This window comes from Bifidobacterium sp. ESL0769 (genome assembly GCF_029395495.1).
Classification (GTDB): domain Bacteria; phylum Actinomycetota; class Actinomycetes; order Actinomycetales; family Bifidobacteriaceae; genus Bifidobacterium.
In genome coordinates, this window is record NZ_CP113918.1 from 1,025,326 (window position 1) to 1,039,145 (window position 13,820).

A 13,820-nucleotide genomic window follows, 5' to 3' on the forward strand; every position below is an offset into this window, starting at 1 on the left:
TTTTAAGTTCATAACTTGTTGATCATCCGTTTAAAAGACGAAAGAAGGGAATGATATGTCTGTATTAGAGGGGAAGGACTGGCTGCCGATTGGCTCTGTGGTGCACCTCAATGAAAATGGTCACCTGGTGATGATTGCGGGTGTGATGCAACGCGACGAGAACACCGGAAGGCTTTGGGATTATATGGGCTTTCCTTATCCGGAAGGCAATATGAAACCAGGCGAAAGCTTGATGTTCAATCGTGCTGATATCGATCGTGTCTACTTTTTGGGTTATCAATCATTGTCAGGTATCGATTTTCTGGAGTTTCTTCAGAAGAATGAGGCCGAGTTTTGCAAGCGTCAACTGTCAGCCGAGCAAGCTGCGCAGCAGACAGGAGAGGCGCCAGCGTCGGATGGCTCTGTGAACGATGCGGCAGATGAATCAACAACCTATGGGTCTGGTCAAAATCTGTTCGAAGAACAATGGGGAGTGGGACATGATACCGCAGAGTAAGAGTTCGATACCGCAAAGTAAAGATGAAATCAGGCTTGACAAAGGCGCTACCGATAACGTCATCGGCGGTGTGAAAACGATTGAGTCGAATCTGAGGGATTTGGCACGCCAGTTCAATACGGTGGATTCCGATCTTGAGGAGTGGCAAGGGCAAGCCGGCGATGCCGCAAGAAACAAGTCGCAGTCCATCAAGGTGCTTATTGATGCTCTTGCAGATCAGATCGGCGAGTTTGCCGACGGCGTTGGACGCGGAAAGGTCCTGATGGAACAGGTCGATGAGGATATGGCCGGAATGTGCATAGCTGGAGGAAAGTGATGTTCAAAGCAGATTCGGATCAGATTGGTGAGGCTTCCCAAGCGGTCAAAAAAATGTATGATTCCGCGAAAATCATCAGTTCGTGCCTCAAGCTGCAGGATAATACATTGAGTTCAGCAAACAGTGGCATGGCTGCGCAATCGCAGAGCGGTGAAATGTTGATGCTCCGATCGAGCTTGGATGCGTTCATGGATGGTATCAATACCTATCGCAATGAACTTAATGACGCGAGTAGTGAATTGACGGGTGATCTGACTGCGAAGAGGCACAACGTGCTCTTTTGGGTGTCTGGGACAGCGAGCAAGAAAACTGTTATTGCCTGTGACATATCGGCTAATATGCAGGGGGCTTGTTCGACGGTGCATAATACTGCCGAGTCTTTGGAAAATGCTATTCCAGCAGCAATTGATGCGGCGCGTGGTCTTGATAATGGCCATGGCGAAGTGGATGCAATTTGCGAGGTACTCTCTAAACTTCGCTTCTATGCCGCAGGGGAGAAGGGGCTCAGTGACACTTTACTGAATAATTGGAATTCATATGTCGGTGCGATTAATGATTTTGAGACTCACTTCTCCGGCCTGTTCAACTCGTCGGTCATTGATAAACATGCACAAGAGGCAGCTGCGAATGATAAGGATTTGATAGCAGAATACGGTACGAAAATTGCTTTGAAACTTCCTAAGTTTTTAGGTGATATAGAGAAGTATTCGGATGATCCACAGGAGATGGAAAAGCTGTTAAATGATCCAAAGCAGGCTTTCATCGACAAACTTTCCGAAAGTTTCAAGACCAATGTTGCTCCATTCGACTATTTCCTTAAACATGCGAAAAAAGATGTGGTTGGCAAAGATCTCCATGTCGACAAGCATATCGGAAATGATTCAAAGCAGCCGAAAGAAAAGGCTCCCTCAGAATTTGAAGAAGACCTGAAAAGTATTGAGAAAAGTGATAAGGAGGGTAAAAAATGGACCGCCTTAGGTAAAACATCTGGAGTCTTAGGAAAATTTATAGGTCGAGCAACTGCGGTGTATAACGTTTACGATGTAGTCCAAGTGACAGGTGATGCGTATTCCTCATCCGGTAGTGTCTGGCAGGCTTTGCAAAAAGGCGGGAAGCGTGTTGTCAAGGATACTACGGTGACTGCTGCTGCGGATATTGGATTTCTAGTGGGCAGTCTGCCTGGAGATGCGACCTTCGATCCCGTGCTTGCTGCAGGTGGAGGTCTTGTTGGAAGTTTTTTGCTTTCGGAAGGTGCGGATCGTTTATTTGGTGAGGATTGGTGATAAGGGTGGCTGATGAGGTTTCAAAGACTTTGGCCAATTTTCAACTTGTATCGCAACAAAAACAACCAGCATGCGACTATGATTTCATGTTGACACCGCCGTTGATGGATGAGTTTGTGGATGCGGCAAACGCTTACGGGCAGCATTGGAAGTGGTTTGGAATATGTGCCACTACATTTATTGCAGCAATATGTTGTTTGGGAATAGCAAATGGCAAATTTCTGGATTCCGGACAGAACAAATTCATTTTGATCGGTTGCGTACTGTTGGCCTTGATTGCTTTGACCTTGGTGGTGTCACGTTCGGTACGACATTTGTTGACTATGTCTGGTCTGTTTTACGAATGGCATACATGGTTTGCATTGGCACATGACCGGTCGGTCTTCCGCCAGTTGCAGTGGCGGCAGATTACCCATCATAATTTCGAAGGCACCGAATGGTGTACGCCGTGTCGCGTATCGGTTTCCGAGGGTGGGATACAGATGATTCGGTGGGTGTCTGGGAAGGTATATAAGGATGGTTGCCCGTGGGAACAGATCGAGTGTGTGCGGGTCACGCCGCATGCGATTGTGCTGGGTCCGTCCGCTTGGTCGAAGGCACATTTCAATTTTCTTGATGGTTTGATAAGAGTTGGTGATGTCAGCCATTGTGTGGTGATACCTAGAAAATCTGTCGGTAACGTGAATAAGTTCGTAACGGATTGCTGGATGCATGTCTTGGACGTGCGTCCTGATTTGCGTCAGCCTTTGAGTCGCAAGACCCGTTTCCGCCGTTGGTTCCATGGCGACGATTTATAAATGCTGTTTAGTTTGTATGAAGATATTCTTTGTATTGCAGAGGTGAGATGGTTTTAAGCGTAGCTGTTGAGTAATGGGATGAGAGCCGGTTCGGGCAGGAGTTGGTGATGGGAGCGTTAAGCGAGATGCAGAAAGAGTCTGAAGGACATTCAATAGGATTTGTCGGGAAAGAGATGGCGCGTAACTATGATTTCAGTCTTAATGTGCCATTGATGGATGAGTTTGTGGATGCTGCTAATGCATATGGACGTCGTTGGCATTGGTATTTAATATACGTCTCTGTCTTCTTCATTGCAATATTGTGTATGGGCATAGGGAATGGCAGAATTGCTCAACAGAAGAAATTCTTCTTGATTTGTTTTGTTGTATTGACGCTTCTGGCGGCAGTTTCAGCGTTTTCGCATCGGCTATTGCATATAGTCATAATGCAGGGAATGCTGTACACCATGCAGTCGTGGTTTTCGGCATTCGGGAGTAAGGGAAGAAAAGGCAGACAACAATTCAGAAAAGTAATGTGGGGCCTAAATACTGATTCTCTGGTATCTGATCCTGGTTGGCGTACGCCGTGTCGCGTGTCAGTTTCCGAAGACAGGTTGCGTATGGTTCGCTGGGTGTCTGGTAAGGTTTATGAGGATGGTTGCCCGTGGAGGTATGTGGAGTGTGTGCGCGTGACTCCGCACGCGATTGTGCTGGGACCTTCTGCTTGGTCGAAAGCCCATACTACGCATCTCGATGGTGGTTCGGTGAGAACTGGCGATGTTAACAATTGCGTGGTCATACCTAAAAAATGCGTTGACAACGTGAATAAGTTCGTAACGGATTGCTGGATGCACGTCTTAGCCGTGCGTCCTGATTTGCGTCAGCCTTTGAGCCGTCGAACTCGTTTTCGTCGTTGGTTGCATGGCGACGATTTATAGACAGAGCCGAATGTTTTTTATCGTAAGATAATTCATGAAAACCGGCATCCCAACTTTGGTATGGGCAAAGTCTTAGTGGCACAAACGGAATCGTCGGTTTCGTTAAGCCCGTCTTCTTTCTTGCATTCTGTGTCGCTGTCGAGGCAGTTGCAATATGTGTGATAATGGAACCATGTTGTTGCATCTTCATTTGGTCCGCCATGGGCAGACCTATTTCAATCGCTATAACCGCTTGCAGGGCTGGTCGAATTCTCCGCTCACCGAATCCGGCCTCTCCGATGCCGACAAAGCCGGAGCGAAACTCAAAGATCTTGACTTTGCCGCCGCCTATTGCTCCGACACCACACGTGCCGAGCAGACCGCCGCACGAATTCTCGAAATCAACGAGCAGAACGGCCACGCGCGCCCGAAGTTGGTCGCCGACATGCATTTCCGCGAGCAGTTCTATGGCTATTTCGAAGGCCAGGATATGAATATGGCATGGTGGGCCGCCGGCGCCCCGCACGGTGCCAAGACCTATAACCAGATCGTCGAAAAATACGGACTCAAAGGCACGAGAGATTTCTTGAAGGAAGCGGACCCATTCCACGACGCCGAAAGCGACGAGGAATATTGGGAACGTGTCGAAGGCGGATTTGCCTTGATCGCCGCAAACGCCGGGCTCAAAGATGGTGATGACGTGCTCCAGATCTCGCACGGAAACACGCTCTTAAGCCTGATGCGCCGCTTCGCCGGGCCGGGCTACGACCTTTCCGAGCGACCTGCGAACGGCAGCGTCACAACGCTCGATTTCGACACCAGCAAGCCCATCGAAAACGCGGTGGCGGTCGTCGCTTACAATCAGTGATTTATCGGTCGAGCGTCGTAGGCGTTGGGTAATCTTGGGTTTTATTATGGCTGAAATGTCGAGGAACTGCATCGGAAAGAGGCTTTCATGAGTATTGGGGACATCGCAGGGCTTATCGCCGCCATAGCATTTGCTGTGTTGGCAGGGTTCCTGATTTATCCGCTCATCAGGTTGGGCAAGCTGTTCGACCAGCTCGCGCAGACCGTCAAGGATTCCGGCGACCATGCCATCCCGGCGCTTGACGAGGGCGTGACCACAGTGCGTCAGGTCAACAAGTCGCTTGAGGACGTCAACAAGATTTCCTCAGCCGCTTCCACGACAGCCGGCAATATCGGCGCGTTGACCGATCTTTACGGTTCGTTCCTGGGCAAGCCGGTTATTAAACTGGCATCGTCGTTCTACGCCCTGAAATCCACTGCGCAAAGCTTCATGCGTCAGAGAAGCGCGGAGCAGGCCGGGAATAGCGCCATGAAACCCAAAGCCACGTCTGCCAAGGTGAAAGGCGGCAAGGATTAACAATGGTCAAACGAATTTTCTGGGTGTCGCTTGGCGTGGTCGTCGGTGTGGTCGCCGTCTCCAAGGCCGAAGCCTATGTGCGTGCCAATACGCCTGATAAGGCGCGTCAGTTCGTCCTCGGTCCCGATCAGGACCATGTGATGCAACGTTCCCTGCGCGGTCTGTTCGACGAATTCAACGCCACGCGTCTTGCGCGCGAGCAGGAGTTGAATGCGCAATATGCCGACAAGCTCGGTTAATCTTTTGCGGTTCTGTCGTCGGGCATTGATTTGTTTTTACGGCATAAATCAAGGTTGCGGCAGACATAAAGTAATAAAAAATATTATTTGATAATAAACTATGTAATAGCAAGGAATCGAAAGTTCGGTTCCCGATACTTAAGTTTTTCAATGTAATGTGACAAGTAGCATCGCAACAATTTGGTTGTGAACAAAGCAAGGAGCAGCAGCAAGTATGCGCACCTCTGAAATCGCCAGCCGGTTCCAAACCTATTTCGAAAAGCAGGGCCATCTGGTCCTTCCTTCGGCGTCATTGATTTCGCCGAACCCGACGACACTCTTCACCATCGCGGGCATGGTGCCCTTCATTCCCTACCTTCTGGGTGAGCAGACCCCACCGAGCAGGCGCGTGACCTCGAACCAGAAGTGCGTGCGCACACTTGACATCGACGAAGTCGGCAAGACCACCCGCCACGGCACGTTCTTCCAGATGCTTGGCAATTTCTCCTTCGGCGACTATTTCAAGGCCGAAGCGATTCATTACGCGTGGGAATTGCTGACCACTCCGCAAGACAAGGGCGGCCTGGGCTTCGACCCCGAAACGCTGTGGGTCACCACCTACACCGATGACGACGAGGCACGCTCCCTGTGGGTCAACGAGGGGATGGACCCCGAACACATGGAGATCCTCGGTATGGAGGACAATTTCTGGACCACCGGCGGCCCCGGCCCCGGCGGCCCTTGCTCTGAGATCTACGTCGACCGCGGGCCGAAATACGGCAAGGAAGGCGGACCCAGCGCCGACGACAACCGCTACATCGAGATTTGGGATTTGGTCTTCGAAAACTACGCCGTCGACAACGTCAAGTCCAAAACCGATCTGCACATCGTCGGCGAGCTCGAGCATAAGAACATCGATACCGGTGCCGGCCTTGAGCGCGTGGCCTACCTGCTGCAAGGCAAGCAGAACATTTACGAAACCGATGAAATCTATCCTGTCATTGAAGCCGCAGAAAAGATTTCCGGACACAAGTACGGCGAGGATCAGGAATCCGATGTACGCTTCCGTGTCGTGGCCGATCATGTGCGTTCCGCGCTGATGATTATGAGCGACGGCGTGCGCCCCAGCAATGTCGGCCGTGGCTATGTGCTGCGTCGCCTCCTGCGTCGCACCGTGCGTTCGATGAAGATGCTTGGTGTCAACGAGCCTGTGCTGCCCACACTCTTCCCGGTCTCCAAGGATGCGATGGTTCCCAGCTATCCGGAATTGAATGACACGTTCCACGATGTTGCCGAAGCGGCTTACGGCGAAGAGGATGCATTCCGCCGTACGCTCGAGAATGGCACGACCATTCTCGACACGGCCGTCAAGAAAGCCAAGAAGTCCGGTAATGACGAAGTCTCCGGCAAGGATGCCTTCACGCTGCATGACACCTACGGCTTCCCGATCGAACTGACACGTGAAATGGCCGGCGAACAGGGTGTCAAGGTCGATGACAAGGGCTTTGAGGCTCTGATGGACGAGCAGAAGTCCCGTGCCCGCGCCGACGCCCTCAAAAAGCGTCACAACGTGGACGTCAGCGTCTACGATGATTTCAAGAAGACGCTCGAAAAGCCTGTCGAGTTCCTCGGCTACAAGGACCATTCCAGCCGTTCCACCATCCTCGGCATTTTTGAGGAAGGCAAGGGCAGCGTCCAGAGTGTCGACGGTCCGGCCAACGTCGAGATTGTGCTCGACCGCACTCCGTTCTATGCAGAACAAGGCGGTCAGCTGGCCGACGAAGGCGAGATGATCTCCGACGACGGCGCCGTGCTTGAGGTCGACGACGTGCAGAAGCCCATCAAGGATCTGACCGTGCACAGCTGCCGTTTGGCGGAAGGCAAGCTCAGTGTCGGCGAAAAGGTCAACGCCACCATCGACGAGGAACGCCGTCGTGGCTTGGCTCGCTCCCACACCGCCACCCATATGCTGCACAAGGCATTGCGCGAGGTACTCGGCGAGCAGGCGACCCAGCGCGGTTCGCTGGTCGCTCCCGACTACCTGCACTTCGACTTCCAGTGGCCCACGGCTATGACCCGTGAAGAGATCGATCAGGTCGAGGCTCGCGTCGTCGAACGCGCCTGCGACGATCTGCCGGTCACCATGGTCGAAATGGATTACAAGAAAGCCCTCGAGCTCGGTTCCATGCACCTCTTCGGCGAGAAGTACGGTGACCGCGTGCGCGTGGTGACCATCGGCGAGGACGCGTGGAGCCGCGAGCTCTGCGGAGGCACCCACCTCGATGCCACCGGCAAGATCGGCGAATTCGTCATCACTTCCGAATCATCCGTGGGCTCCGGTGTCCGCCGTATCGAAGCGTTCATGGGCAAGAAGGCCTACGAATACAATGACAAGCAGCACAAGACTGTCGCTGGGCTGGCCGACGAACTCAAGGTGCGCCCCGAAGAGCTGCGCGACCGCGTGCTCGCTCTCGAAAGCAAGCTCAAGGAAGCCGACCAGCACCTGAATTCGCTCTACGAATCCCAGCTTGAAGCCACAGTGCCGGCGTTGATCGCACAGGCGGAAGCCGATGCGGATGCTCCGGTGGAACTGGTGGCCTCGAACGTCGGTCACTTCGGCTCGTTCGATGCGCTGCGCAAGACCGTGATGGACATCCGTGCCAAGATCGGCGACAAGAAGTCCGCAGTCATCGCGCTTTCCGGCGTCAACGAACAAGGTAAGCCGATGGTTGCGGTCGCCACCAACGATGACGCACGTAAGGCCGGTTTGAAAGCCGGAGACCTCGTGCGCGTGGCCTCCAAGGTGCTCGGCGGTGGCGGTGGCGGCAAGCCTGACTTCGCCCAAGGTGGCGGTGCCGATGCTTCCAAGATCGACGAGGCGCTGAAAGCCCTGCGTCAGGCCGTACGCAAGGACTGAAAATCTATGACATGGTTGGGTGTGGATTTGGGAGACGCCAGGGTCGGCTTGGCTTTGAGTGACCCTGAGCTCTCCTTTGCCCACCCCGAAGGCAACATTCAGGCCAACGGTGATTCGTTCCGTGCCCTGGATGAAGTGGTGGATTTCATCGACGACCATGACGATATCGATAAAGTCGTTGTAGGGTTGCCTCTGCTCTTGAGTGGAGAAGCCGGTAAAAGCGCCAAAAAAGCCAAGCGTTGGGCCGCGAACCTTGCCAAACGACTTGAAGCGGCCGTCCAGAGCGAAGATTATCAATTAGACATTGTTCCTGAAATTGTATTGCAGGACGAGCGTCTCACCACGGTGAGCGCGCACCACCAGTTGAGCCAAGCCAGCGTCCAGAGCAGAAATCACAGGCCAGTGGTCGACCAGCAATCGGCGGTTGTCATCCTTCAGTCGGCGTTGGACCGACGTAACTGACGAAGCGAAAGCGGAGAGGGAATTCATGCCAGAAGACTTCAACGAGCTTTTCGACACGAACGCCGAGTGGGTTGATTCCACCGGCTCTTCTTCTGATGCCCAGCCGCCGGAGCCCCCTCCAACGTCTCGCCACGAAATGCGCCTGCGCAAGAAACGGCAACGCCAGCGAAAGATGACTATCGCAGCCATCATCGTAGTGGCCTTGCTCATCGTGGGTTGCGGTGGTTTCTTTGGCATCAGAGCTGTGACGCACCACATCAACAACACCAATTCGCAAGAGGTTTCCACCGATTACCGAGGACCCGGAACAGGTACTGTCTGGTTCACTATCGAAAGTGGCGAAAGCGTAGCCTCTATCTCCAGGCATCTGGTCAAAGCGGGCGTGGTCAAGAACGCGGATACCTTCGCAAGCACAGTGGCGGCCAACAACAGCACGCTTTATCCGGGTATGTACCAGCTCAAAAAGCACATGTCGTCAATGGATGCGGTGAAAATCCTCTCCGATCAGACCAAGGCCACTGGGTTCCTGGAGGTCAAGGCCGGGGAACGCAGCTCGGATGTCGTGGCGCAGGCCGCACAGCTATCCGGAATCGATAAATCGCAGTTCGATGCGGTAGTCAATGGCGGCGGACAAGGGATTCTCCCCGCCGAAGCCGGAGGCAAATTCGAAGGCTGGTTTGAACCGGGTGTCTACGATGTCAAAAAGAAGGGCAGCACCGCCTCCTCAATCTTGAAGGCGATTGTCGATAAACGCGTGGCTAAGCTCAACGATCTGAAAGTTCCGACTGGAGCGCAACGCGAAACCATCCTCAACATGGCTTCCATCGCCGAATCCGAAGTGAACCGACCGGAATACTACGGCAAGGTCGTGCGCGTCATCATGAACCGGCTCAACCAAGGCATGGCGCTGGGCATGGATTCGACGGTCGCCTACGGAGAGAATGTCAAGCCGAGCGATCTCACCGATGCGATGCTGGGCAACGCTTCCGACCCCTACAATACCCGCATCAACAAGGGCCTGCCACCCACGCCAATTAGCTCACCAGGAGACGAAGCCATCAAGGCCGCCATGAATCCGACCCCGGGCGACTGGCTCTATTTCGTCACTACGAACCTGCAGACGGGCGAGACCAAGTTCGTCGCCACCCAAGACGAGTTCAACCAGATTCGCGATGAATACAAGGCCCAAAACCCCAACGCCAACTAGTTTTTATTTATTTTATTTAATTGGCTATTCTGTGGTTCAGTTGCCTTGTTACGTCACTTTACGTGGTTGGTCGCGGATTTGGGGGAATATACAATGCTTCGGCACCCTCAAGGCCGGTAGGCCAAGCTTTACGCCTCAGCATCGCATATTCCCTCAAATCCACTCATGTATGTTGGAAATCTAACGAAATCTAAGAATGTTTTTATACCCAGCATAAGTGGATTGGCGGGATATGCGATGTTCGGGCGTAAGACACGGCCGAGCGGCCAAGGAGCGTCCCGAATATTGTATATCCCGCCAATCCACGACCAACCGATAAACGAGAGTAAAAAACAAAACTAAAATGCGGCTAACTAAATAGCAGGTATAAGCGTTGCGATAATTCCTGCGAACACGATTATGGGGACGAACGGGGCTTTGTGAGATGAATGCTTGATGAGCTTGGGATAGAGGGGAATCCAGAGGAGGCCTAAGGCACCCATGAGCAGCCACCAATAGAGATAGGGCATCAGACCGAAGGAGCCTACCGCAAGTCCAACCAAGAACGATGTGGTGACGTCTCCGAATCCTAGGGCTCCGGGCTTGAGGCGTGAGAGCAGGAATTGGATGGCGGCCGATAGCAGTGCATATCCGAGGGGAAGCAGGACTTTGGCGGGATTCCGCTCGATGATGGAGAGCGCTATAAAGAACACCAGTTGTATTAAAACTCCGGTGACCACCCATGTTCTGGGCACTCGAAAACGGCGGATGTCTTCGACGACAAGCGCCAGTCCGCAGATCAGACTCGGGAGTGCTGCAATGTAGGCCATATCGGTAAGATAGTGCATAAACCCATTAATTGACGAATGGAAAGCGCGAAAAAGCGGAAAATTCAAGGTTTATTTTTCTAAATCTTGATTCGTCAAGGTTCGGCAAGGAGTGAATATGTTGCGTTGGCAGACGGCGGGGGAGTCGCACGGTGAGGCGTTGGTCGCCATGATTGAGGGGCTTCCGGCCGGCGTCGAAGTGCGTTCACAAGATGTCGTGGATGCGTTGGCACGGCGCCGTCTGGGTTACGGACGTGGGGCGCGCATGAAGTTCGAGCAGGACAAAGTGCGGCTTCTGACCGGCGTACGCCACGGCAAGACGCTGGGGTCGCCGGTAACCATCGAAATCGCCAATACGGAATGGCCGAAGTGGACCGAAGTCATGAGCGCCGATCCGCTTGACCACGAATTGCCGCCGACCGGGCGCAACGAACCGCTGACCCGCCCGCGTCCCGGCCACGCCGACCTGACTGGCATGCGCAAATATGGTTTCGATGACGCCCGCAACGCGCTGGAACGTTCCAGCGCTCGCGAGACTGCTTCTCGCGTGGCTTTGGGAGAGGTCGCTGCAAAATTCCTTGAGCAGACGGTGGGTATCAGAACTGTTGCCCACGTGGTTGCGTTGGGCGGCGAAAAGGCAGATACGAGCACTTTGCCGACGCCCGCCGATGTCGAGGCGCTTGACGCTTCGCCGGTGCGCACGCTTGACAAGGACGCCGAGAAGCGCATGATGGCCAAAGTCGACGAGGCCAAGTCGCGTGCCGATACGCTCGGCGGCGTCGTGGAGGTCATTGCTTACGGTGTACCCGCCGGATTAGGCACGTATGTGGAAAGCGACCGCAGGCTTGACGCGGCGCTTGCCGGTGCTTTGATGGGGATTCAAGCCATCAAGGGTGTCGAAATCGGTGACGGATTCCTTGAGGCCGATCGGTTCGGCTCCGAGGCGCACGATGAGATGTTCGTCGACGACAACGGCCATATCGAGCGTTATTCCAACCGTTCCGGTGGCACTGAAGGTGGTATGTCCGACGGACAGCCGATTCGCGTGCGTGCTGCAATGAAGCCGATTCCTTCGATTCCGCGTGCCTTGCGCACGGTCGATGTCGCCACAGGCGAGGAAGCCAAGGCCATCAACCAGCGTTCCGACACCACCGCGGTTCCTGCTGCTTCCGTGGTCGCCGAAGCCATGGTGAGACTAACGTTGGCCAAGTTCGTGCTGGAGAAATTCGGCGGCGACAGTGTCGAAGAGACCCGTCGCAACGCACAGAATTATCTTGATTCCTGGCCGGAGCATATGCGCTGATTGGCGTTTTGGCAATGTTATTTGCGTAATTTTTCGAAGATAAAATCATCGAAATAAAGCAAATCCTAGGATAAAGAGAGATAGAGAGACGGGGTGCAGCAATCATGAGTGGTCATCGTCCGCTTGCCGTGGTCATCGGCATGCCCGGCGCCGGCAAGACGCGCGTGGGGCGCGAGGCGGCGCAGATGCTCGATGTCGATTTTGCCGACGCGGATATCGAAATCGAGCAGGAAGCGGGCATGAAGATTCCTCGATATTTCGAAAAATATGGGGAACCCGCGTTCCGCAAGCTTGAGGCGGAAGTCATCGCCGATCTGCTCGAGTCGTTCGATGGTCTGCTTGCATTGGGTGGCGGTGCGCCTATGACACAGTCGACGCGAGACGCGCTGGCCGACTATATCGCCGACGGTGGCAAGCTGGTCTATCTGGAAGCTGACAAACACGAAGCTATGGAACGAGCCGCGCGAGGCGGCAACCGGCCTATGCTCAATGGCGACGCCAACAAACGCTGGCTGAAACTCTATGAGGAGCGCGACCCCGTTTTCCGCGAAATCTCCAATCTGCATGTGCACACCCATGGTTCGACGCCGCGTGTGGCGGCAAGGAAGCTGAGCAATATGATTCAGGAACGCATCGTCCATGTCACCGGTTCGGGCATCGAACCCTATGACGTCTGCATCGGCGAAGGCACATTGAACCGATTGCCGGAAATGGTGGGACCGGATGTGTTGCGCGTCGCACTGATTCATACCCAACCGGTGCAGCGTCACTCCGATCAGGCACGCGCCTTGTTGCGTCAGGCCGGTTACGAGGTCTACGACTTGGTCATTCCCGATGCGGAAAAGGGCAAGACCGTCGACGTGGCCAAAACCATTTGGAAACGGCTTGGGGAAATCGGCTTCACCCGTTCCGATGCCATCGTCGGTCTGGGCGGGGGAGCGGCAACCGATCTTGCGGGCTTTATCGCCGCCACATGGATGCGCGGTATCCGTTACGTCAATTGCCCGACCTCGCTGTTGGCGATGGTCGACGCCTCGACCGGCGGGAAGACCGGTATCAACACCGACGAGGGCAAGAATCTGGTCGGTTCGTTCTACACGCCCGCGGGTGTGCTCGCCGATCTGCGCACGTTGAAGACCTTGCCGCAGGATATTTTCACCGAGGGACTCGGGGAAGTGACCAAGTCCGGTTTTATCCGTGACACGAATATTCTTGATATCCTTCAGGAGCATGCGGATGAACTGCGGAACTTCAACGGTGACGATTTCCTAGGCTCGCCGTTGGAAGACGTGGTTGCGGAGCTCATCGAGCGTACCGTTCGCGTCAAGGCCTATCACGTCTCGAACGATCTCAAGGAAGCCGGTCTGCGCGAATTTCTCAACTACGGGCACACGCTGGCCCATGCCATCGAAAAGCTCGAGAACTTCCGCTGGCGCCATGGCAACGCTGTTGCTGTCGGCTGCGTCTATGCCGCCGAACTTTCGCATATCCTTGGCCATCTCGATCAGGAATCCGTCGACCTGCATCGTTCGATTCTTTCCTCGCTTGGCCTGCCGATTTCCTGGGATGGCGGCGATTGGGATTCGGTGCTCGCGTTGATGCACAAGGACAAGAAGGCGCGCGGCAACACGCTGCGTTTCGTCATCCTTGACAGTATCGGCCATCCGATGCATCTCGAGGATCCGCCGATGGATGCGCTTGTTGAGGCGTTCCAGCGGATTCGCCATTGAGCGGT

14 protein-coding genes are annotated in these 13,820 nt (G+C 54.1%); 13 read left to right on the forward strand and 1 reads right to left on the reverse strand.

The features are described from left to right. Positions 1 to 55: 55 nt before the first annotated feature. The 11 genes from OZX72_RS04125 to mltG all read left to right on the forward strand — a co-directional run bounded on the left by OZX72_RS04125 (position 56) and on the right by mltG (position 9,976). Positions 56 to 496 (forward strand): DUF4176 domain-containing protein, encoded by a 441-nt coding sequence (locus OZX72_RS04125; RefSeq protein WP_277159139.1) that lies wholly within the window; start codon positions 56 to 58, stop codon positions 494 to 496. Further along, positions 480 to 812 (forward strand): hypothetical protein, encoded by a 333-nt coding sequence (locus OZX72_RS04130; RefSeq protein WP_277159140.1) that lies wholly within the window; start codon positions 480 to 482, stop codon positions 810 to 812. The genes OZX72_RS04125 and OZX72_RS04130 overlap by 17 nt, the downstream gene beginning before the upstream one ends. Then, on the forward strand, positions 812 to 2,095 hold the full coding sequence (locus OZX72_RS04135) for a hypothetical protein (RefSeq protein ID WP_277159141.1): 1,284 nt from the start codon (positions 812 to 814) through the stop codon (positions 2,093 to 2,095). The genes OZX72_RS04130 and OZX72_RS04135 overlap by 1 nt, the downstream gene beginning before the upstream one ends. A 5-nt stretch (positions 2,096 to 2,100) precedes the next feature. After that, complete coding sequence (locus OZX72_RS04140; protein ID WP_277159142.1) at positions 2,101 to 2,892, forward strand: hypothetical protein; 792 nt, start codon at positions 2,101 to 2,103, stop codon at positions 2,890 to 2,892. A 107-nt stretch (positions 2,893 to 2,999) separates the two neighbouring features. Beyond that, positions 3,000 to 3,809: a hypothetical protein gene (locus tag OZX72_RS04145; protein ID WP_277159143.1), complete on the forward strand. Its 810-nt coding sequence runs from the start codon at positions 3,000 to 3,002 to the stop codon at positions 3,807 to 3,809. 172 nt (positions 3,810 to 3,981) lie between these two features. After that, entirely contained in the window at positions 3,982 to 4,656 is a 675-nt protein-coding gene (locus OZX72_RS04150; RefSeq protein WP_277159144.1) for a histidine phosphatase family protein, read from the forward strand. 87 nt (positions 4,657 to 4,743) lie between these two features. Then, positions 4,744 to 5,172, forward strand: coding sequence for a DUF948 domain-containing protein (locus OZX72_RS04155; RefSeq protein WP_277159145.1), 429 nt, complete (start codon positions 4,744 to 4,746; stop codon positions 5,170 to 5,172). A gap of 2 nt (positions 5,173 to 5,174) precedes the next feature. Then, positions 5,175 to 5,411 (forward strand): hypothetical protein, encoded by a 237-nt coding sequence (locus OZX72_RS04160; RefSeq protein ID WP_277159146.1) that lies wholly within the window; start codon positions 5,175 to 5,177, stop codon positions 5,409 to 5,411. A 214-nt stretch (positions 5,412 to 5,625) separates the two neighbouring features. Continuing rightward, positions 5,626 to 8,307, forward strand: a complete 2,682-nt coding sequence (alaS, locus tag OZX72_RS04165; RefSeq protein WP_277159147.1) for an alanine--tRNA ligase — start codon at positions 5,626 to 5,628, stop codon at positions 8,305 to 8,307. A 6-nt stretch (positions 8,308 to 8,313) separates the two neighbouring features. Further along, positions 8,314 to 8,769, forward strand: coding sequence for a Holliday junction resolvase RuvX (gene ruvX / locus OZX72_RS04170; RefSeq protein WP_277159148.1), 456 nt, complete (start codon positions 8,314 to 8,316; stop codon positions 8,767 to 8,769). Positions 8,770 to 8,794: 25 nt separating this feature from the next. Next, the gene (mltG, locus tag OZX72_RS04175) at positions 8,795 to 9,976 is read left to right on the forward strand and encodes an endolytic transglycosylase MltG (protein WP_277159149.1); all 1,182 of its coding nucleotides are present in this window, start codon (positions 8,795 to 8,797) and stop codon (positions 9,974 to 9,976) included. Positions 9,977 to 10,329: 353 nt separating this feature from the next. Here mltG and OZX72_RS04180 read toward each other — a convergent pair whose 3' ends face one another. Then, positions 10,330 to 10,785: a prepilin peptidase gene (locus OZX72_RS04180; protein ID WP_277159150.1), complete on the reverse strand. Its 456-nt coding sequence runs from the start codon at positions 10,783 to 10,785 to the stop codon at positions 10,330 to 10,332. Positions 10,786 to 10,900: 115 nt separating this feature from the next. On the opposite strand from OZX72_RS04180, the gene aroC reads away from it, so the two are divergent. Further along, positions 10,901 to 12,085 (forward strand): chorismate synthase, encoded by a 1,185-nt coding sequence (aroC, locus tag OZX72_RS04185; protein WP_277159151.1) that lies wholly within the window; start codon positions 10,901 to 10,903, stop codon positions 12,083 to 12,085. A 104-nt stretch (positions 12,086 to 12,189) separates the two neighbouring features. Next, positions 12,190 to 13,815, forward strand: coding sequence for a bifunctional shikimate kinase/3-dehydroquinate synthase (locus tag OZX72_RS04190; protein WP_277159152.1), 1,626 nt, complete (start codon positions 12,190 to 12,192; stop codon positions 13,813 to 13,815). Positions 13,816 to 13,820: the final 5 nt, after the last annotated feature.